This is a genomic window from Paracoccus sp. BR5-17, from assembly GCF_055693925.1.
This window is the reverse complement of the sequence record NZ_JBVFUV010000003.1, coordinates 883657-904341: the sequence shown is the minus strand read 5'-3', so window position 1 is coordinate 904341 and position 20685 is coordinate 883657. Positions and strand designations below refer to the sequence as shown.

Annotated in this window: 15 protein-coding genes and 3 pseudogenes; 4 read left to right on the top strand and 14 right to left on the bottom strand. The window is 71.3% G+C overall.

Annotated features, from left to right (window positions below):
• Positions 1–89 precede the first annotated feature (89 nt).
• Positions 90–224 (bottom strand): hypothetical protein, encoded by a 135-nt coding sequence (locus ACZ1HC_RS05850; protein ID WP_472699146.1) that lies wholly within the window; start codon positions 222–224, stop codon positions 90–92.
• Between the two features lie 84 nt (positions 225–308).
• Between ACZ1HC_RS05850 and ACZ1HC_RS05845 the strand changes: the two genes are divergently transcribed.
• A complete protein-coding gene (locus ACZ1HC_RS05845) occupies positions 309–854 on the top strand; it encodes a siderophore-interacting protein (RefSeq protein WP_472699145.1) in 546 nt (181 codons plus the stop codon).
• On the opposite strand, the gene ACZ1HC_RS05840 is transcribed toward ACZ1HC_RS05845, so the two are convergent.
• The 4 genes from ACZ1HC_RS05840 to ACZ1HC_RS05825 all read right to left on the bottom strand — a co-directional run bounded on the left by ACZ1HC_RS05840 (position 833) and on the right by ACZ1HC_RS05825 (position 6484).
• A complete protein-coding gene (locus ACZ1HC_RS05840; RefSeq protein ID WP_472699144.1) occupies positions 833–2533 on the bottom strand; it encodes an ABC transporter ATP-binding protein in 1701 nt (566 codons plus the stop codon). The genes ACZ1HC_RS05845 and ACZ1HC_RS05840 overlap by 22 nt on opposite strands.
• Before the next feature lie 106 nt (positions 2534–2639).
• Positions 2640–3935 carry a glycolate oxidase subunit GlcF gene (gene glcF, locus ACZ1HC_RS05835; RefSeq protein ID WP_472699143.1) on the bottom strand — a complete coding sequence of 432 codons (1296 nt, stop codon included), beginning with the start codon at positions 3933–3935 and terminating at the stop codon, positions 2640–2642.
• A gap of 3 nt (positions 3936–3938) precedes the next feature.
• Complete coding sequence (locus ACZ1HC_RS05830; RefSeq protein WP_472699142.1) at positions 3939–5033, bottom strand: FAD-binding protein; 1095 nt, start codon at positions 5031–5033, stop codon at positions 3939–3941.
• A complete protein-coding gene (locus tag ACZ1HC_RS05825; RefSeq protein ID WP_472700789.1) occupies positions 5030–6484 on the bottom strand; it encodes an FAD-linked oxidase C-terminal domain-containing protein in 1455 nt (484 codons plus the stop codon). Before ACZ1HC_RS05825 ends, ACZ1HC_RS05830 begins: the two co-directional genes overlap by 4 nt.
• 72 nt (positions 6485–6556) lie before the next feature.
• Between ACZ1HC_RS05825 and ACZ1HC_RS05820 the strand changes: the two are divergent.
• From ACZ1HC_RS05820 to ACZ1HC_RS05810, 3 genes and pseudogenes are all read left to right on the top strand, one after another.
• Positions 6557–7186: pseudogene (locus ACZ1HC_RS05820) on the top strand (FadR/GntR family transcriptional regulator); the annotation flags it as partial.
• A gap of 193 nt (positions 7187–7379) precedes the next feature.
• Positions 7380–8627, top strand: coding sequence for a glycerate kinase type-2 family protein (locus ACZ1HC_RS05815; protein ID WP_472699141.1), 1248 nt, complete (start codon positions 7380–7382; stop codon positions 8625–8627).
• 270 nt (positions 8628–8897) lie between these two features.
• Positions 8898–9569 carry a Crp/Fnr family transcriptional regulator gene (locus ACZ1HC_RS05810; RefSeq protein WP_472699140.1) on the top strand — a complete coding sequence of 224 codons (672 nt, stop codon included), beginning with the start codon at positions 8898–8900 and terminating at the stop codon, positions 9567–9569.
• 26 nt (positions 9570–9595) lie between these two features.
• On the opposite strand, the gene ACZ1HC_RS05805 is transcribed toward ACZ1HC_RS05810, so the two are convergent.
• The 9 genes and pseudogenes from ACZ1HC_RS05805 to ACZ1HC_RS05765 all read right to left on the bottom strand — a co-directional run.
• Positions 9596–10378 (bottom strand): SDR family NAD(P)-dependent oxidoreductase, encoded by a 783-nt coding sequence (locus ACZ1HC_RS05805; RefSeq protein WP_472699139.1) that lies wholly within the window; start codon positions 10376–10378, stop codon positions 9596–9598.
• Entirely contained in the window at positions 10375–11214 is an 840-nt protein-coding gene (locus tag ACZ1HC_RS05800; protein WP_472699138.1) for a PCC domain-containing protein, read from the bottom strand. The genes ACZ1HC_RS05805 and ACZ1HC_RS05800 overlap by 4 nt, the downstream gene beginning before the upstream one ends.
• Positions 11211–12788: an acyl-CoA synthetase gene (locus tag ACZ1HC_RS05795; protein ID WP_472699137.1), complete on the bottom strand. Its 1578-nt coding sequence runs from the start codon at positions 12786–12788 to the stop codon at positions 11211–11213. The genes ACZ1HC_RS05800 and ACZ1HC_RS05795 overlap by 4 nt, the downstream gene beginning before the upstream one ends.
• Positions 12785–13953: pseudogene (locus tag ACZ1HC_RS05790) on the bottom strand (acetyl-CoA acetyltransferase). Before ACZ1HC_RS05790 ends, ACZ1HC_RS05795 begins: the two are co-directional and overlap by 4 nt.
• Entirely contained in the window at positions 13950–14246 is a 297-nt protein-coding gene (locus ACZ1HC_RS05785; protein WP_472699136.1) for a hypothetical protein, read from the bottom strand. Before ACZ1HC_RS05785 ends, ACZ1HC_RS05790 begins: the two are co-directional and overlap by 4 nt.
• The gene (locus ACZ1HC_RS05780; protein ID WP_472699135.1) at positions 14246–15262 is read right to left on the bottom strand and encodes a TRAP transporter substrate-binding protein; all 1017 of its coding nucleotides are present in this window, start codon (positions 15260–15262) and stop codon (positions 14246–14248) included. Before ACZ1HC_RS05780 ends, ACZ1HC_RS05785 begins: the two co-directional genes overlap by 1 nt.
• Positions 15263–15293: 31 nt before the next feature.
• Positions 15294–17165, bottom strand: a complete 1872-nt coding sequence (locus ACZ1HC_RS05775; RefSeq protein ID WP_472699134.1) for a TRAP transporter large permease subunit — start codon at positions 17163–17165, stop codon at positions 15294–15296.
• Between the two features lie 209 nt (positions 17166–17374).
• Entirely contained in the window at positions 17375–19147 is a 1773-nt protein-coding gene (locus ACZ1HC_RS05770) for an acetyl/propionyl/methylcrotonyl-CoA carboxylase subunit alpha (RefSeq protein WP_472699133.1), read from the bottom strand.
• Between the two features lie 112 nt (positions 19148–19259).
• Positions 19260–20684 (bottom strand): annotated as a pseudogene (locus ACZ1HC_RS05765) (5-oxoprolinase subunit B/C family protein); the annotation flags it as partial.
• Position 20685: the final 1 nt, after the last annotated feature.

Below are 20685 nucleotides of genomic sequence, written 5' to 3'. Positions count from 1 at the left end.
GTCTGGGGCTGCGAGTTGCGCCTGGTGCCGGGCGGCGGCGATGTCCGCATCGAACTGTCGGCCCCCGAGGCGCGCTTGCTGGGCAACCTTCAGGACAGCGCCACCGAACTGTTCGCCGAGGCCGGGCTGGAGGTCCGCTGGGACCGGGTGGACGCGGGCGCGCTGGCCCCGGGGCTGTCGCTGATGCGGGTGGTGTCCGTCGCACGGCGCAGCCCCGGCTTCATCCGGGTGCGGCTGTCGGGTCCCGATGCGGCGCGGTTCGGCCAGGGCAGCCTGCATTTCCGGTTGCTGCTGCCCCCGCGGGGCGGGTGGCCCGGTGGCCCCGGGTCGGTGCATCGGGCCGGACGGAATGGCCGTCGGGCGCGGATGCGCTGCACCGGCCGGTCTATACCGTGGCCGAGCAGGCCGAGGACTGGCTGGAGTTCGACGTCTTCCGCCACGCCGGCAGTCCGACCTGCGACTGGGCGCTGTCAGGGCCGCAGGGAACCCAGGTCGCCATCATCGGCCCGGGCGGCGGCTGGTGCCCCGAGGCGGACCGGCTGCATCTCTTCGGCGACGAGACGGCCCTGCCGGCCATCGCCCGGATGCTGAAACTGGCCCGCGGCGCCGTCACGGCGCATGTCAGCGCCGGCATCGCCGATCTGGGCGCCCTGGCGGCCGATCCGCGCGTGACGCACGGCGGCGACCTGCTGGCGGCCCTGGCGCAGGCCGACCTGTCCCCGGGCAGCGTCGTCTGGTTCGCGGCCGATTCCGCGCGGGCCCGCCAAGCCCGCCAGCACCTGCTGGCGCGCGGCATGGACCGCAAGGCCTTCACCGCCGCCGCCTATTGGGATCAGGCCGCCAGCCCGGCATAGATCCCGCCCCGGGCGATCAGGTCGGCATGGCTGCCGATCTCGGCGATCCGGCCCCGCTGCATGACCACGATGCGGTCGGCGTTGCGGATCGTGCCCAGCCGGTGCGCGATGACCAGCGTGGTCCGCCCCGCGGCCAGGGCGTCGAGGGCCGACTGGATCTCGCGTTCGGTCTGGCTGTCCAGCGCGCTTGTCGCCTCGTCCAGGATCAGGATCGGCGGGTTCTTCAGGAAGGCCCGGGCGATGGCCACGCGCTGTTTCTGGCCCCCCGACAGCATCACGCCGCGTTCGCCCACCACCGTGTCCAGGCCCTCGGGCAGTTCCTCGATCATCGGCGCCAGTTGCGCCTGGGCCGCGGCCTGGCGGATCTCGTCGTCGGTGGCGCCCAGGCGGCCATAGCCGATGTTGTCGCGCAGCGTGCCGCCGAACAGGAACACGTCCTGGCTGACCAGGCCGATCTGCCGACGCAGGCTGTTCAGGCGCAGGTCGCGCAGCGCCATGCCGTCCACCGTGATCCGGCCCCGCGTTGGTTCGTAAAACCGCGGCAGCAGCGCCAGCAGCGTGGTCTTGCCCGCGCCCGAGGGTCCGACGAAGGCCACGGTTTCCCCGGCCTTCACGGTCAGGTCGATGCCGTCCAGGATGGTGCGGCCGGCGTCATAGGCGAAGCCCACGCCCTCGAAGCGGATGTCGCCGCGCAGGGCAGGGGCCTCGACGGCGCCCGGCGCGTCGGCGATCTCGGGTTCCGTGGCCAGCAGGTCCTGGTAGCGGCGAAAGCCGGCGATGCCGCGCGGATAGGTCTCGATCACGGCGGCGATCTTTTCCAGCGGGCGGTAGAAGACGCCGACCAGCAGCAGGAAGCCCACGAAGCCGCCGGTGGTCAGATCGCCCGACAGCACGAAGCTGGCGCCCACGACCATCACGATCACCTGCACCAGCCGCAGCCCCATGTATTGCAGGGCGTTCGATGCAGCCATGACGCGATAGGCGTCCAGCTTGGCCTGGCGGTAGCGGGCGTTGTCGGCGGCGAACAGGTGGTTCTCGTGGGCCTCGTTGCCGAAGGCCTGAACCACGCGGACCCCGCCCAGGGCCTCCTCAAGCCGGACGTTGAAATCGCCCACCCGGGAATAGATGGCGCGCCAGGTCCGGGTCATGCGCCCGCCATAGACGATCACGATGGCCAGCATCGCCGGCACGATCAGCGCCACGATCACGGCAAGCTGCGGGTTCACCCAGAACATCAGCGCGAAGGCCCCGGCGAAGGTCATGATGGCGATGAAGGCATCCTCGGGGCCGTGATGGGCGACCTCGCCGATCTCTTCGAGGTCGCGGGTCACGCGGGCGACCAGCTTGCCGGTGCGGGCGCGGTCGTACCAGCGCCAGGAAAGCCGGGTCAGGTGGTCGAAGGCCCGGGCGCGCATCTCGGTCTCGATGTTGATGCCCAGCTTGTGGCCCCAGTAGATGACCACGGTCAGCAAGCCGGCATTGACTGCGTAAAGCGCCAGCAGCCCCACGGCGGCGGCGACGGTCAGGGTCCAGTTGCCCTGCGGCAGCAGGTGGTCGATGAAGGCGGTGACGGCCAGCGGGAAGGCCAGTTCCAGCAGGCCCGACAGGACCGCGCAGCCGAAATCCAGCCAGAACAGCCCCATGAAGGGCCGGTAATGGGAAAAGAACTGGCGCAGCATCGCGGATTCCCTCAGGCGGACCTTGGCCGGCGCTGCCCTGCGGCTGGCCGGACATCGCGGATCCGCCTGATGCCACAGGTGCCGGACGGGCGCCAGATGCCCGCCCTCAGGCCAGGGCGTGCAGCGCCTTGGGCCTTGGGCCGCCGGTGGCCCAGTCCAGAAGTTCCGCCGTATGGACGACCGGGATGGCCGTGCCCGAACCGATCTGCATCATGCAGCCGATGTTCCCGGCGCTGATGACCTCCGGCCCGACCGCCTCGAGCGTGGCCACCTTGCCGGCCTTCAGTTCGGCCGAGATCGCCGGCTGCAACAGGTTGTAGGTGCCCGCCGATCCGCAGCAGAGATGACTGTCGCGGGGTTCCAGCACGGTGAAGCCCGCCTCTGCCAGCAGTTCCTTGGGCGTGGCCCTGATCTGCTGGCCGTGCTGCAGCGAACAGGCGGCGTGATAGCCGACGCGCAGCGCGGGCGCGTGGGTCGCGTCCCGCAGGCCCAGATCGGCCATGACCTCGGTGATGTCGCGGGCCAGACCGGCCACGCGCGCGGCGTCCGCCTGCAGCGGGTCGCCCGCGAACATGTGGCCGTAATCCTTGACCGTGGTTCCGCAGCCCGAGGTGTTGATGACCACCGCGTCCAGGCCCTCGCCGTCGATTTCCGCCGTCAGGGCGCGGATGTTGGCGGCGGCAAAGGCGTGGCTTTCGTCGGCGCGGCCCATGTGGTGGGTCAGCGCGCCGCAGCAGCCCAGGCCGCGCGGGATCACCACCTCGGCGCCGTGGCGGCGCAGCAGGCGGATGGTGGCGTCGTTGATGTCGGTGTTCAGCGCCCGCTGCGCGCAGCCCGTCAGCAGCGCCACCCGCCTGCGGCGCGGCCTCTGGGCCGGGAAGACCTGCGGGCGGTCGTTCAGGCTGGGGGGCGGGATGTCGCGCGGGGCCATGTCCAGCATGGCCCGCAGCCGGGGATCCGGCATCAGGCGGCGCAGCGGCCGGGCGATCCGCGCCGCCTGCAGGGCCAGCCGGAACCGGCCGGGATGGGGCAGGATCTTCGCCAGCATCCAGCGCAGCAGCCGGTCGGGCAGGGGGCGGCGATAGTTCGCCTCGATATAGTCGCGGGCGTGATCGACCAGGTGCATGTAATGCACGCCCGAGGGGCAGGTGGTCATGCAGGACAGGCAGGACAGGCAGCGGTCGATGTGCTGGACGGTCTTCGCATCCGGCACGCGGCTGTTTTCCAGCATGTCCTTGATGAGGTAGATCCGCCCGCGCGGGCTGTCCAGTTCGTCGCCCAGCACCTTGTAGGTGGGGCAGGTGGCGGTGCAGAAGCCGCAATGGACGCAGCTGCGCAGGATCTCGTTCGAGCGCGCGGTCAGCGGGTCGGCCAGCTGTTCGGCGGTGAAGGTGGTTTGCATGGTCTAGCCGTCCATCAGCCCGGGGTTGAGGATGCCGGCCGGGTCGAAGGCCCGGCGCAGGCCTTCGTTCAGCCGCGCGACGGGCGGGGCCAGCGGCGGAAAGGCCGGACCCTGGGCGCTGTCCCGGCGGACCAGCGTGGCGTGGCGGGCAAGGCCGCGCGGGTTGCCGGGCCCGCGATACCAGATCAGCCCGCCGCCCCAGTCCAGCGAGCAATCCCCGCCCATCGCCCGCAGGCCCGCGCAAAGGCCCGGCGCATCGCCCGGCTTGCACAGGATCCGCCACAGCGGCCCGCCGCCCGTGAAATGCGCCACGTCGCGAATGGCGTCCCAAGGGGCGTCGTCCAGCACCTGCGGGTTCCAGCGGGCCAGCAGCGCCAGCAGCCGGTCGCGGCGATAGGCAAGCTGGCCCTCCAGCCCCTCGAGGCGCAGATAGGCCGTGCCGCCGACATGGGCCGCGCCGGACACCTCGAAGGGCGTGGACAGCGCCGCGGTGAAGACGCGCAGCGCGGTGGCCTCGGTGATGCCGGGGAAGGCCAGCGTGGTGCGGGCCGCAGCCAGGGGCAGGGTCTTCAGCACCACCTCGGTCAGCACGGCCAGGGTGCCGTGGGATCCGGCCAGCAGCTTGGACAGGTCCAGGCCGGTGACGTTCTTCATCACCCGCCCGCCGTTCTTCAGCGCCCGGCCCCGTCCGTCCACGAAGCGCACCCCCAGCAGGTGATCGCGGCAGGCCCCGGCCAGCAGGCGGCGCGGCCCGCTGGCATTGGCCGCGACCATCCCGCCCAGCGTCGGCGTGCCGTTGCCGCCCAGGACGCCGCGCAGGTCGGGCGGCTCGAAGGCCAGGGCCTGGCCCTCGGCTGCCAGCATCTCCTGAACCTCGGGCAGGGGGGTGCCGGGGCGGGCGATCAGCGTCATCTCGGCCGGGGAATAGGTGACGACCCCGGCCAGGCGCGACAGCGACAGGGTATCGCCCGGACCGCGGTTCTCGACCCGCGTGCCGCCGCCCTCGATGCGCAGGGGCCTGCGGCGGGCGTGACAGTCGGCGACGATCTCGGCGACTTCGGCCTCGGTGGCAGGGGCGGTATCCAGGGCCAGGGTCATTCCGCGGCCCTCGGCCGGGATGCCGTCCTGCGGGCGGCGCTGGCCTGCAGCGGAAAGACCTTGGCGGGGTTCAGCAGCCAGCCCGGGTCGAACACGTCCTTCACCTGCATCTGGATGTCCAGATCGTCGGGCGCGTACTGATCGCCCATCAGGTCGCGCTTTTCCACGCCGACGCCGTGTTCGCCGGTCAGGCAGCCCCCGACCTCGACGCAGAGGCGCAGGATGTCGGCCCCGAAGGCCTCGGCGCGGGCCAGATCGCCGGGCTTGTTGGCGTCGAACAGGATCAGCGGGTGCATGTTGCCGTCGCCCGCGTGAAAGACGTTCGCGACCTCCAGCCCGTGCTGGCGCGACAACTCGCCGATGCGGCGCAGGGTATGGGGAAGCTGGCCCACCGGCACCGTGCCGTCCAGGCAGATATAGTCGCCCAGCCGGCCCATCGCCCCGAAGGCCGACTTGCGGCCCTTCCAGATGGCCAGGGCCTCGTCGGCATTGCGGCTTTCGCGGAACTCGACGGGGTTCAGGGCATCGGCGATGGCGCGGATGCGGGCGATCTGGTCGTCGATCTCGGCGCGCGATCCCTCGACCTCGACGATCAGGACGGCGGGGCAGTCGGGGTATCCGGCGCGGGCGAAGGCCTCGACCGCGCGCAGGCAGGGTTCGTCCATGTATTCGATGGCCACCGGCAGCACGCCCGACCGGATGATGTTGGCCACGCATTCGCCCGCCGTTTCCGCCGAATCGAAGCCGATCAGCACCGGGCGCGCGCCTTCCGGCCGCGGCAGGATGCGCAGCGTGGCCTCGGTCACGACGCCAAGCTGGCCTTCGGAGCCGCAGAGGATGCCCAGCAGGTCAAGGCCCATCGGCCCCAATTCCGGCCCGCCCAGTTCCACCACCTCGCCGCTGGTCAGGACCACCGTCGCGCCCAGCAGGTTGTTGGTCGTCACCCCGTATTTCAGGCAATGCGCCCCGCCCGAGTTCATGGCGATGTTGCCCGCGATCGTGCAGGCCAACTGCGAGGATGGATCGGGCGCGTAGAAGAAGCCCAGCGGTTCCAGTTCCGCGCTGACCGACAGGTTGGTGACGCCGGTCTGCACCCGGATGAAGCGATTGGCGGTGTCGATCTCCAGCACCTCGCGCAGGCGCATGGTGCCCAGGATCACGCAGTCGGCGGTGGGCAGCGCGCCCCCCGCCAGCGACGTGCCCGCCCCGCGCGGCACCACCGGCACGCCCATCTGGCCGCAGACGCGCAGGGCGGCCGCGACCTCGGCCGTCGTGCGCGGCAGGACCACGGCCAGCGGCGGGCAGCGATAGGCGGTCAGCGCGTCGCATTCATAGGCGCGGGTTTCCTGCGGGTCGTCGATGACCGCATCGGGCGGAAGCACCGCGCGCAGGGCCGCGACGATCTGCGGGCCACGGGCGATGACGCCCGCATCGGGCGTCGGCATGGCGATGGACATGGCGGAGCCTTTCTGCTGCGGGCTTCTTGGTAAAATGATTTGACCATACCTGTCAATTGCGATGATATGGCCGCAGTGAAGGTGCCGCCCATTGATCCGCCCATGACCGATTTCCCGATCCGCCCCGACATCCGCCCCGAACGCGCGGCCGAGGCCGTGGCCCGCCATATCGAGACGCTGATCCTGGAGGGATCGCTGGCGCCCGACGAGGCGCTGCTGCCCGAACGCGACCTGGCGCAGCGGCTGAACGTCTCGCGCCCGACGCTGCGGGACGGGCTGAGGATGCTTCAGGACCGCGGCCTGCTGGTGGGCGGCAAGGGGCGGGGCCTGCGCGTGGCCATGCTGGGGCAGGCTGCCCTGACCGACCCGCTGATCGCCCTTCTGGCCGATCACCCCGAGATCGAGGACGATTACCTGGATTTCCGCGACGTGGTGGAAAGCCACGCCGCCGGGCTGGCCGCCAGCCGCGCCACCGAACCCGACCGCGACCGCATCGCCGCCGCCCTGGAGGCGATCGAGGCCGCCCATGCCGCCGCCCTTCCCGAAGACGAGGCCGAGGCCGATGCCGCCCTGCATCAGGCGATCTACGAGGCCAGCCACAACCTGGTCCTTTTGCAGATCATGCGGGCGCTGTCGGGCAGCCTGCGCAGCAACGTCGCCCGGAACCGCGGCCGGCTGTTCACCCTGCCGCAGATGCGCGACCGGCTGCGCGACCAGCACCGCGCCATCGCCACGGCGATCCTGGAGCGCGACCCCCGGCCGCGCGGGCCGCGGCCCATGCCCATCTGGCCTATGTCCGCCAGGCCTCGCGCGACATCGCCACGGCGGCGGCGCAGCTGGAAACCGCCCGGCGGCGCCAGTCGGGGGGCGGGCTGGGGCAGCGCCGCGCATGACCGATCCGGCGGCCTTCCTGCGCGCCCTGTTCGATCGCGCGGTCGAGGTCGCCGATCCGATGCGCGCGCTTGCCCCGCATCTGCCGCCCCGCCCACCGGGGCGCGTGGTGGTGGTGGGGGCGGGCAAGGCCAGCGCCCGCATGGCCGAGGCCGTCGAGGCGGCCTGGGGCCCCTGCGAGGGCCTGGTCATCACCCGCCACGGCCATGCGCGCCCCTGCCGGGGCATCGAGATCGTCGAGGCGGCCCATCCGGTCCCCGACGAGGCCGGAGCGCGCGCCACGCTGCGGATGCTGGACCTGCTGGGTGGGCTGGGCGAGCGGGATTTCGTGCTGGCGCTGATCTCGGGCGGGGCATCGGCGCTGCTGTGCGCGCCGGTCGAGGGGGTAAGCCTTGCCGAAAAGCAGGCGGTGAACGCGGCGCTGCTGGCCTCGGGCGCGCCGATCGGGCAGATGAACCTGGTCCGCAAGCACCTGTCGCGGGTCAAGGGCGGGCAACTGGCCGCGGCTGCCTGGCCCGCGCGGATGCTGGCGCTGATGATCTCGGACGTGCCGGGGGACGATCCGGCGACGATCGGCTCGGGGCCGACGGTGGGCGAGGCCAGCACCCCCGCCGACGCGCGGGCGGTCCTGGACCGCTGGGGGATCGCGGTGCCCGGCAGCGTCGCCCGGGCGCTGCGGGGCGGTAGCGGCGTGATCCACCCGGACGATCCGCGCCTGTCGCGCAGCGAGAGCCGCATCGTGGCCGCCCCCGCCCAGTCGCTGAAGGCCGCGGCCGCCCTGGCGCGCGCCGCCGGCTGCACGGTCGAGATCCTTGGCGATTCGCTGGAAGGCGAGGCGCGCGAGGTCGCTGCCCGTCATGCCAGCCTGGCCCTGGCGCGGCAGGCCGCCCGCAGGCCGGGCGACGCGCCGCTGTTGATCCTGTCCGGGGGCGAACTGACCGTCACCCGCCGCGGCACGGGGGTAGGCGGCCCGAATGCGGAATACTGCCTGGCCCTGGCGATCGCGCTGGCCGGCGCGCCCGGAATCCACGCCCTTGCCTGCGACACCGATGGCGTGGACGGCGCGGCCGAGGTGGCCGGCGCGGTGATCGGCCCGGCCACCCTGGCGGCGATGCCGGCCTCTGCGGCCCGACAGGCCCTTGCAGACAACGACGCGCACGGTTTTTTCCGCCACTGCGGGGCCCAGGTGGTGACGGGTCCCACGCTGACGAACGTGAACGACTTCCGCGCGATCCTGCTGCGCTGACTTGCACGACGTGCAATTTCGCCTGCGATTGCAATTTGTTGGTGCTTTTGTCGGCTGGTTGACACACGGCCCAGGGCAAACCGTCTATCGGAAAGGGGCGCAGTCGTGGTGCGCTGCATATTCTGGGTTGAGTGCGAGTTACGGCTATCCCGTTGCGTCATTTTCGACGCGGTGCCCTTGCGGGCCGGGATAGCCTTTTTCCCGTTTTGTTGATACTGTCTCTTGGGTCTGTGGGATCTGTCCTGCTGCTGCCGATGGACGTGTTTTGCAATGATCGATTTCCGGGAATACGCCCATCTGTTTCAGGCACCGATCCTGAAGGGGCTGACTTGGGATCAGAAGGCTGCGCTGCTGGCCAGCTGCACCGTCCGGCGCCTGAAGCCCTCGACCGCCATCCTGCGCCAGGGCGAGACGACCCAGGGCAGCTATTTCATCGCCTCGGGCCGGGTCGAGGTCTGCTATGTGGACAGTTCCGGCAACCAGGTCATCGTCCACATCGCCACCGCCGGCGAAATGCTGGGCGAGGTCGAGGCGCTGTCGGGCCGGCCCTGCGCGGCCGGCTGCCAGACGCTGACGGACACCACCGTGCTGTTCTGTCCCTCGCGGGCGCTGCTGGCCCATGTCCCGCCGCAGATCCTGATCCCGAACCTGTGCAGCCTGCTGCACGACCGGCTGATGCGCGAGAACCGCAACCGGACGGCCGATCACTACTACAGCGCCGAACAGCGCATCCGCATCTATCTGCAGGAACTGACCGGCGGCTCGGACGAGGCGGTGCGGATCAGCCAGTCGCAACTGGGCGTGGTGACGGGCTGTTCGCGACAGACCGTGAACAAGATGCTGGGAGAGCTGCGCGACAAGGGCATCATCGAACTGGGCCGCAACGCCGTGCGGGTGCTGGACCGCGCCCGGCTGGCGGACGGCGCCCCCGTCCCCGAATGATCGCCGCGTGACCGGGCGCGGTGGCTTCAGCGCGTCCGCCGGGTTCCGTCCTCGCGCCGCAGGGCGGGCAGCCCCACGCCGGTCGCGTCGAATCCCCCGTCCACGGCCAGGGTCTGGCCGGTGATGAAGCTGGCCTTGTCGGAGCACAGGAAGACGATGGCCTCGGCGATCTCGCGCGCCTCGCCATAGCGGTTCAGCGGAATGGCGTCGTAATAGGCGCTGATGATCTCGGGGGCGTGGACGGCCATGGCAAGCTTGGTCTTGACCGGGCCGGGGGCCACGCAGTTGACGCGGACGCCCTGTTCGCCCAGTTCGGCCGCGAACTGCCTGGTCAGGTGGATCACCGCCGCCTTCGAGGTGCCATAGGCCACCCGCAGCGTCGAGGCCCGCAGCCCGGAGATCGAGGCGATGTTGACGATCGCGCCCCTGGTCTTGGCCAGTTCGGGGATGGCCGCCTGGGTGCACAGGAACACGCCGTCCAGGTTCGTGGCCATGACCTCGCGCCATTGCTCGAAGCTGGTCTGCTCCGCGCGGGAAAACAGCGCGACCCCCGCGTTGTTGACCAGGGCATCGACGCGGCCCCATCTGCCGACGACCTGCCGGACGACGCCATCGACGGCCTGCGGGTCAGAGACGTCGGCCTCGACGGGCAGGACGTTGTCCATCGGGTCGCAGACGCGGTGCAGTTCCTGGGTGTCGCGGTCCACCACGGCCACGCGCCAGCCCTGTTCCAGAAAGATCTCGGTCGCGGCAAGGCCGATGCCCCGGCATCCCCCCGTCACGATGGCAACCTTGGCGTCCTGCGTCATTCCTTCGTTCCTTCGGTCTCGACGATCAGTTCCAGCGTCACGCCGACCGGGTTCAGGCCCCGGGCCAGCCTGCCGCGCATGACGGTGCCGGCGATGTCCACGACCTCGACCGGGACGGTGGCGCGCCCTGCGGCCAGGATCGCCCCGTCCAGCCGCAGTTCCGTGGCGTGGCAGTCCATGCGGCTGCCGTCCTCGAAGCGGACATGGTCGATGCTGCCCAGGCCATGCAGGCGCGCATCGGTGATGCCGTGGCGGGCGCAAAGGGCCTCGATCGCGGTCACGGTGTCCTCGCCGGGCAGGATTCGCGCCAGCAGGCCGGTGCCGCCGCCGCCCGCGCCCCGCGGGGTGAACAGGGTGAAGGCGGTTTCCGCGTCGGGCAGCGCCTCGAACCAGGCGTCGGGGGCGCCGAGGCCGGTGACGCGCGCATCCGCCGACAGAACGCTGTCCAGGGGCAGCAGGTGGCCCATGGTCCCGGCCCAGGTCCCGTGGCAATGCAGGAAGGGCGCGCCGTCCTTCCAGCCCAGGGTGGCAGTGGCGCGTTGGATCGCGACGGGTCCGGCGGGGGCATGGGTGTCGGAATACCAGGCCCCGTGCAGGCCGTCGAAGGACGGCGCGGGCCACACGAAGCGGATCGGGTCGCAGACAGCGCCGTCCAGCCGGACCATGCCGCCGCTGCAGCCCTGCGCGGCCAGCAGCCGCGACACCGCCGCCATCACCGACCGCCCCGCCGGCAACACCCCCGAGAAGGGCCGCAGCGACGCCCGCACCGCCACCGCGCGCCGTGCCGCCCGGGGGCCGGGATGGATCAACCTTCCCTGGACGGCAGGTCCGCTCATCCGATCATGCCGCGGGCTTCAAGTTCCTCGCGGATCATCTTCTTGGTGATCTTGCCATAGGCGGACTTGGGCAGGGCGTCCCAGAACAGGAACCGCCTGGGCATCTTGTAGCGCGCCAGCTTGCCGTCCAGGTGCGCGGCCAGGTCTTCCTCGGTCACGGGGGACCGGGCCACGCAGACCGCCCAGCCGACTTCCCCCCACAGCGGGTCGGGAAGGCCCAGGACGGCCACTTCCGAGATGGCGGGATGGGTCAGGATCCTTTCCTCGATCTCGCGCGGATAGACGTTCGAGCCGCCCGAGATGAACATGTCCGACTGCCGCCCGGTGATATAGACGAAGCCCTGTTCGTCCATGTGGCCCAGATCGCCGGTGCGGAACCAGCCGTTGCGGAAGGATTTGGCGTTGGCGTCCGGGTTGTTGTAATAGCCGGCGAAGACGGCCGGGCCGATGCAGCAGATCTCGCCCGTCTCGCCCGGGGCGACCTCGTGGCCCTGATCGTCCTGGATCTGGATCTCGATCCCGGTGCGGGCATGGCCGCAGGTGCCGATGCGCGCCTGGGGGCCGTCCTCGGCCTGGTGCAGATGCGCGGGCAGGACGGTGATGTTGCCGGTGACCTCGCCCATGCCGAAATACTGGACCAGAACCGGCCCGAGGGTGTTCAGCGCCTTCTGCTGATCCACCCGGTACATCGGCGATCCGGCATAGATGACATAGCGCAGCGAGGACCTGTCGGCCCCCGCCGTCGAGGGATGTTCGACCAGCAGCTTCAGGATCGTGGGCACCGTGAACATGGTGGAGACGCGCCACTGCGCGACCAGATCCCAGACCTGCGCCACGTCGAACCGCTCGCCGGGCAGCAGCACCGTCTTGACCCCCCGCGCCACCTGCGTCAGCTGATGGACGCCCGCGCCATGCGACAGCGGCGCCACCACCAGCGAGGCATCGGCCCCCGTCAGCCCCGGCATCAGATCCGCCAGGTGGTTCGTCACCACGAAGGTCATCTGGCCATGCGTCAGGACGCTTGCCTTGGGCCGTCCCGTGGTGCCCGAGGTGAAGAAGAACCAGCAGGGGTCGTCGCGATCCACCGCCGCCACCTGCGGGCGCTGCCCCAGATGCTCGTCGGTGACGGCCCCCAGATCCGGCCCGAAATCCGCCTGCCCGATGGCCAGCGTCGTCACGCCGCAGGCCGCCGCATGGTCGGGGAAGGCGGCGTTGCAGACCATCAGCCGGGCGCCCGAGGCCTGCGTCAGATAGGCCACCTCGTCGGGGGTCTGGCGGAAGTTGGCGGGCACCCAGACGCCGCCCGCCCGCCAAACGGCGAACATCGCCTGCATCATCTCCATGCAGTTCTGCGACTGGCACATCACCCGGTCGCCCTTCTGCAGCCCGAAGCGGGTCTGCAGGGCATGGGCCAGCGCGTCGGTGCGGGCCTCCCACTGGCCCCAGGTCCAGCGGGCATCGCCCATCACCAGGGCGATGCCGTCGGGGTCGCGCCGGGCGGCCTGCGTCAGGAAGGTCGCCAGGTTCATCACCCGGGTCGAGACCGGCGCCTGGCCGCCCACGGGATCGGTCATTTCTGCCGTTCCAGGATCGAGCAGTAGTTGGCGACCGCCGTGCCGCCCATGTTGAACACGCCGGCCAGTTCCGCGCCCGGCACCTGCATGGCGCCGGCCTCGCCGGTCAGCTGCATCGCCGCCATGACGTGCTGGGACACCCCGGTGGCGCCGATGGGATGGCCGCGCGACTTCAGCCCCCCGAGGGGTTCACCGGCAGCCTGCCGTCCATGCGCGTGGTGCCCTCGCGGATCACGCGCCAGCCCTGGCCGCGCGGGGCAAGGCCCATCGCCTCGTATTCGATCATCTCGGCGGTGGTGAAGCAGTCATGCGTCTCCACCAGCGACAGGTCGTCGATCGCCAGCCCGGCCTGATCCAGGGCCTTCTGCCAGACGCGATGGGCGCCCGCGAATTCGGTCGGGTCGCGGCGCGACAGGGCCAGCATGTCGCCCACCTGCGCGCGGGCGCGGAAGCGGATGGCGCGCGACAGGGTCTCGGCCACCTCGGGCGCGGCCAGGACGATGGCCGCCGCCCCGTCCGACACCAGCGAACAGTCGGTGCGCCGCAGCGGTCCCGCCACCAGCGGGTTCTTGTCCGAGGGCGTGTTGCAGAAGGCCAGGTCGAAGGCCTTCTGCATATGCGCATAGGGGTTGCGGGCGCCGTTCTCGTGATTCTTGGCGGCGATCATCGCCAGTTCCTCGGACCGGTCGCCGTTGCGCTGGAAATAGCTGTCGGTGATGCGGCCGAAGACGCCGGCGAAACCGCCGGGCGTGTCGCCCTCTTCGGCCACATAGCTGGCCGACAGCAGCACGCCGCCGACATCGCCGATCGGGATCGCCGTCATCTTCTCGGCCCCGATCACCAGGGCCACCTTGCCGCGCCCCGAGGCGATGAAGTCGGCGGCGGCATAAAGCGCGGCCGAGCCGGTGGCGCAGGCGTTTTCGGTGCGCATGAAGGGCACGCCCGCCAGTTCCGGGCTGCCCATCGCCACCAGCGCGCCCTGGAAATCCTGGCGCTGGAAGCCGTTGTTGAAGACGCCGGTGAAGATCCCGTCCACGGCCTCGGGGGCCAGGCCCGCGTGTTCCAAGGCGGGAAGCGCCACCTCGGCCATCAGGGCCATGGTGTCGGGCGCCTCGGCCTTGCCGAACTTGCTGTGCGCCCAGCCAACGATCAGGGGGTCGGTCATCGAATCTTCCTTTCAAGATCGGCAAGGCGTCGGACGATCGGCCCGGCCTTGCGGTGCAGTGCGGCGACCGGAACGGCCTGCCGCGCGGTTGTCATGCGGTTGTCCGCGGCGATCGACAGCGCGCCGGCGGGACCTCCGCCATGCCACAGGATTGCCACGTCCAGCCCCCGGGATCCAGCGGCCCCGCGCCGCAGGGTCAAGGCACGGCCCCGCCCGACCAGCGGCCGCAGCGGCAGCGCGCGCGCCGCCACCTGCGGGCCGCCGGTAGCCAAGGGGGCCGGATCGTCCCGCATCAGGCCAGGGTCCGGCCGATGGCGGCCTCGAGGATGGCCCAGGCCTCATCCCCGTAGGTGGTCTTCCATTCGCTGTAGAAGCCCGCCTCGCGCAGCTTGTCCTCGAAGTCCTTGGGATCGACGTCGTTGAAGACGAAGCCCTGGGCTTCCAGGTCGGTGCGCAGCGTGGCGTTCATCCGGGCGATGTCATCGCGCTGCTTCAGCGCGGCGGCATTGAAGTTCTCGGCCACCGCCTGCTGGATGTCCTCGGGCAGCGCGCCCCAGGCGCGGCGGTTGCCCAACAGCCAGAAGCCGTCCCACATGTGGTTGGTCATGGAACAGTATTCCTGCACCTCCCACAGCTTGGCGGTCTTCATGATCGCCAGCGGGTTTTCCTGCCCGTCGACGATGCCGGTCTGCAGCGCTGTATAGACCTCGGCGAAGTTGATCGAGGCCGGGGCGGCGCCGAAGGCCGTGAACATCGAGGTCCAGAGCGGGCTGACGGGCACCCGGATCTTGAAGCCCTCCAGGTCGGCGGGGGTGGCGATGGGCTTCGTCGACGAGGTGGTCTGCCGGAAGCCGTTGTCCCAGATCCGGTCCATCACCACCAGGCCCGCGCCTTCGATCTGCGACCGCTCATAGGCGCCCAGTTCGCCGTCCATGGCCTTCCAGACGGTTTCGTAATCGGGGAAGGCGAAGCCCACGCCGTTGATCGAGGCGTTCGGGACCAGCGTGGACAGGATGATCGGCGACAGCTGGAAGAACTCGACCCCGCCGGAGCGCAGCTGGCCCAGCACGTCGGTATCCGCGCCCAGCTGGTTCGACGGGAAGATCTGCAGGTCGAACCGCCCCGCGGTCGCCTCCAGGATCGCCTTCTGCGCCTCGGCCAGGCGGACGTTGCTGGGATGGTCCAGCGGCTGGTTGTTGGCGATCTTGTAGCTGAATTCGGCGGCCATGGCCGGGCGGGCCCGGATGAACGGCGCGGCAAGCGCGCCGCCGGCGGCGCCCAGCAGGATGGTGCGGCGGGTGATCGTCATGGAATTCCTCCTCCCCGAGGTGTTGAATGGGTTACAGCAAGACGGTCGAGAACCAGGGCACGGCGGCGATGGCCAGCAGGCCCGCCAGCAGGGCGGCCAGATAGGGCCAGATCGTCGCCATGACCCGTTCGGCCGGCACGTTGGCGATCTTGCAGGCGATATAGAAGCCGATGCCGATGGGCGGCGCCATCAGGCCGATGTTCATGGCCGTGACGATGACCATGGCGTAATGGATGTCGTGGATCCCCAGGCCCCGGGCGATCGGAAACATGATCGGCGCCAGCAGCACGATGGCGGGCAGCCCTTCCAGCACGCAGCCCAGGATCAGGAAGATCGCGATGGAGGCCAGCATGAAGACCGCCCAGCCGCCCGGCAGGCCGGTCACCAGCACCATCAGGTCGCGCGCGAAGCCCGATTGCGTCAGCGCCCAGGCCATCGCCGAGGCCGCGCCCAGGATCAGCAGGATCGCCCCCGACATGGCGGCGGTTTCGACCAGCATCCCGCCCACGCGGCGCAGCGGGATGCCGCCATACAGCACCGCGCCGATGATGAAGGCATAAAGCGTGGCGATGGTGCTGACCTCGGTCGCGGTGGCGACGCCGCCGCCCACCAGGCTGCGGATCATGAAGGGCAGCACCAGGGCCGGGGCGGCGATCAGCGCGGCGCGGCCGATGACCGACGGGGACGCGCGGCGCACGCCCTCCATCCGTTCGCCGCGGGCCTTCCAGCGGGCCAGGATGGCAAGAACCGCCAGCAGCACCAGGGCGATGGCGAAGCCGCTGGTGAACAGCCCGGCGATCGACACGCCCGCCACCGATCCCAGCACGATCAGCACGATCGACGGCGGCACGGTGTCGGCCATCGCCGCCCCGGTCGCCAGCAGCGCGGTCATTTCCGGCGCCGAATGGCCGCGGCGGCGCATTTCGGGAAACAGCGCCGGCGCCACCGTCGCCATGTCCGACACCTTGGAGCCGGAGATCCCCGACACCAGGAACATCGAGCCCAGCAGCACATAGCTCATCCCCGCCTTCACATGGCCCAGCATCGAGGCGAGGAAGCCGACGATGGCCCTTCCCATGCCGGTCGCGTCCAGGATGCAGCCCAGCAGCACGAAGACCGGCACCGACAGCAGGATCAGCGACGACATCCCCTCGTCGATGCGGCCCATCATCACGAAGACCGGGGCGGTCGTGGCAAAGGTCAGGTATCCCAGCGTCGCCAGCGCGAAGCAGAAGGCGATGGGCACGCCCACCGCCAGCAGCGCGCCCGCGAACAGGCCCAGAAACAGCGGCAGGTTCCAGTTGCCCAGGGCCAGCACGGCGGGCCGGGCGAACCACAGCGCGGCCACCGCCAGCCCCGCCAGGGCCAGCGTGGCCAGGATCACGCCCCATTCCCGGGTGCGGATGACCGACAGCACCATCAGCACCGCCATCAGCCCGATGCCCGCCGGCAGGGCCGAGGCGCGCCAGGACATCGGCAGCCCCAGCGCGGGCGAGGTGATGAAGGATTCCTCGTAGGCATAGGCGACGGCGACCGGGAAAAGCCGGACCAGCAGCAGGCAGACCAGCACGCTGCCGGCGATTTCCAAGACCCGGGCCAGGCGGCCGGGCAGCAGCGGCAGGAACACCGTCAGGCGCATGTGTTCGTGCCGGTCCACCGCCAGGGCCGCGCCCAGCATCGCCATCCAGATGAAGCTGATCGAGGCGACCTCGTCCCCCCAGATCAGCGGCCGGGCCAGCACATAGCGGAAGAAGACATTGGCCAGCACCGTGACGATCATCGCCACCAGCAGGGCGGCCGCGGCGATTTCCACCGGGCGCATCCAGCGCTCGGCCCGCTTCGGCTCGGCAAAGGCCTCGATCCCGCCAAGCGCCAGGTCGGCATCGGCTTCAGGCTGGTGCATCCCGTCCCCCTGTCCGCAGAAACGGCGCCCGGCACCACTCCCCGCGTCCAGATCGTGGATGCAGTCCGCCATCCTGCCGGGGCAAGGTCAGCGAAATGCCCGGGGACTGCAACAGGATTCTGCCGCCCGCCCGGGGCTTCGGGCGGCGCGGCCTGCCGCAGGCGGGCTTGCCTTCCGGGCGGCGGTCGCCGGCTGCGGGCCGGGCCGGGTCAGGGCTCGATCCGCGCCAGAAGGGCGGCGAAGGGCAGGACATCGCCGGCCTTGGCCGCCAGGGCGATCCGGCCCGCGCGGTGGGCCTCGACGCGGGTCTCCATCTTCATGGCCTCCATCACGGCGATGACCTGGCCCGCCTCGACCCGGGCGCCGTCCTCGACCTGCCAGGCGGTCAGGGTGCCGGGGACGGGGGCGGTGACGGCGGCGGGGTCGGTTTCGGGCTGGCCCGGCTTTGCCGGCGGGGGTGCGGCGCTGATCCCGCCCGCCAGAAGCCCCGCAGGCAGACCCAGTTCGTGGCGCCTGCCGTCGATCTCGATGGCGATGCGCAGCAGCGGCGGGCTGGCGGGCGGCGCCACGCGGGCGTGCGGCTGAACGGCGGCGGCCAGGGTTTCGGCGAAATCGGTCTCGATCCAGCGGGTATGGACGCGGAAATCGCCGTCCTCGGCGCGGAAATCCGGGGCCTCCAGGACGGCGCGGTGGAAGGGCAGGACGCTGGCCACGCCCTCGATGCGGAACTCGGCCAGGGCGCGGCGGGCGCGGGCGATGGCGTCGCGGCGGGTGGGGCCGGTGACGATCAGCTTGGCCATCATCGAATCGAAGCTGCCGGGCACCACCGATCCCGCCCCCACGCCGCTGTCCAGCCGCACGCCGGGGCCCGAGGGGGCGTCGAAGCGATCCACCGGCCCCGGCGTGGGCAGGAAGCCGCGGGCCACATCCTCGGCGTTGATCCGGAACTCGATCGCATGGCCGCGCGGTTCGGGCACCGGCCCGTCCGCCAGCCGCGCGCCCCGCGCCACCGCGATCATGGCCCGCACCAGGTCGATGCCGGCGGTTTCCTCGGTCACGGGATGTTCGACCTGCAACCGCGTGTTCACCTCGAGGAAGGAAATCGTGCCGTTCGCGGACAGCAGGTATTCGACCGTCCCCGCGCCGCTGTAGCCCGCATGGGCGCAGATCGCGCGGGCGCTGTCGTGGATGCGCGCGCGCTGGTCGTTGGTCAGGAAGGGGGCGGGCGCTTCCTCGATCAGCTTCTGGTTGCGGCGTTGCAGCGAACAGTCCCGGGTGCCGATCACCCGGACGGTGCCGTGGCGGTCGGCCAGCACCTGCGCCTCGACATGGCGGGGGCGGTCCAGGAACTGCTCGATGAAGCATTCGCCGCGGCCGAAGGCGGTCAGCGCCTCGCGGGTGGCGGATTGGAACAGCTCTTCCACCTCGTCCAGCCGCCAGGCGACCTTCATGCCGCGCCCGCCCCCGCCGAAGGCCGCCTTGATGGCGATGGGCAGGCCGTGTTCGCGGGCGAAGGCCAGGGCCTGCGCGGGGGTTTCCACCGGGCCGGGGGTGCCGGCGACCAAGGGGGCGCCGACGGCTTCGGCGATGCGCCGGGCCTCGATCTTGTCGCCAAGGGCGGCGATGACGACGGGATCGGGGCCGATCCAGATCAGGCCCGCGTCCTGCACCGCCTGGGCGAAGGCCGCGTTTTCCGACAGGAAGCCATAGCCCGGATGGATCGCGTCGACGCCTGCGCGCCGGGCGATGGCGATGATCCGGCCTGCGTCCAGATAGGTTTCGTCCGGCCGGTCGCCGCCCAGTGCGAAGGCCTGATCGGCTATCCGCACGAAGGGGGCGTCGCGGTCGGCATCGGCATGGACGGCGACCGTCTCGATCCCCTCGTCGCGGCAGGCGCGGATGATGCGGACGGCGATCTCGCCCCGGTTGGCGATCAGCAGGCGGCCCAGCGGCAGCGTCGGGCCAGAGGCGAAAAGCGTCATGGGTCGGGCCTCGTCTCGTGAAAGGGGACGGCGGCGGCAAAGCGGATCCGCGCGCCGGGGGGATCTGCCCCGCCAGATCCAGGGCGGACGGCAGCAGCGTTGCGATCACCGGATAGCCGCCGGTCAGCGGGTGGTCGGCCAGAAACAGCACCGGCTGGCCGTCATGGGGGATCTGGATGGCGCCGGTCTCGGTCCCTTCCGAGGGCAGTTCGCGGGCGTCGTCGCGCGTCACGGGATCGCCCCTGAGGCGGATCCCCACACGCGAGGATTGCGGCGTCACCCGCCATTCCTGCGACAGGAAACGGGCGATCGTTTCGGGGCTGAACCAGTCGGCGCGCGGCCCCAGCGTCACCGGCAGGTCCACCAGGTCGCCGGGCCCGGGCAGGGCGGGCTGGTCCTCGGGGGCGGCGACGGCCCGGGCCGGGCGGTTCCCGGCGGCAAGCACGTCGCCCGCCGCCAGCGGCGCGGGGCCGATGCCCGCCAGCGTGTCGGTCGCGGCCGAACCCAGCACCGGCGCCACCCCGAACCCGCCGCGCAGCGCCAGATAGCTGCGCATCCCGGCCTGCGGGGGCGGGATCAGCACCTCGTCGCCCGCATCCAGCGCGAAGGCCGTGGGCATCGCCTGGCCGGCCACAAAGGCCCGCGCCGCGCCGGTCAGGGCCAGCGTCACCGGCCCTTCGGCCCGCAGCCGCACCGGGCCCAGGGTGATCTCCAGCACCGGCGCGTCCGAGGGGTTGCCGACCGCGCGGTTGGCCCGGCGCATCGCGCCCAGGTCCAGCGCCCCCGAAGCCGAGACGCCTTGCCCGCCCTGGCCTGCCCGCCCCTCGTCCTGAAAGAGGATCGGAAAGGCGGTCTGCAGGATCGTCAGCGCCGGCCGGCCCTGCGGCCGGGGCAGGGGGGCCGAGGGGTGGACCTGCGCCTCGCCCTCGACGAACCGGGCGCGCAGGCCGGGGCGCAGCAGGGCGGGCGGGTCGCGCGACAGGTCCCACATCGGCAGCCGGGTCGTTCCGATCAACTGCCAGCCGCCGGGGCTGTCCTGCGGATAGACGCCGCAGAACCGCGCGGCCAGCCCCACCGACCCCGCCGGGATGCGCGTGCGCGGGGCGGGCCGGCGGGGCAGGTCGAAGCGGGGATCGTCGCCGGTCATGTAGGCAAAGCCCGGCGCGAAGCCGCAGAAGGCCACGGTCCAGGTGGCGGCCTGATGGGCGGCGATCACCTCGGGCACGGTCAGGCCCATGTGGCGGGCCACGTCATCCAGATCCTGGCCGTCATAGGTCATCGGGATCTCGACGGTTTCGGTGGCCTGCTGCGGGCGCACGTCGCCGGGGGCGGGCTGGCGCGCCAGGATCGCGCCGGCCAGCCTGCCATCGGCGGCATGGCCCGGACCCACGCGCACCATCAGCGTGCGGGCGGCGGGGATGATCTCGGTCACGCCCCCGACCGGATCGGCGGCAAGCGCGTGAAACAGCGCCAGAGTCGCGTCCAGATCGGCCAGTTCGACCAGCAGCGTGCGCGGCCCGACGGGAAGAAACCGCATC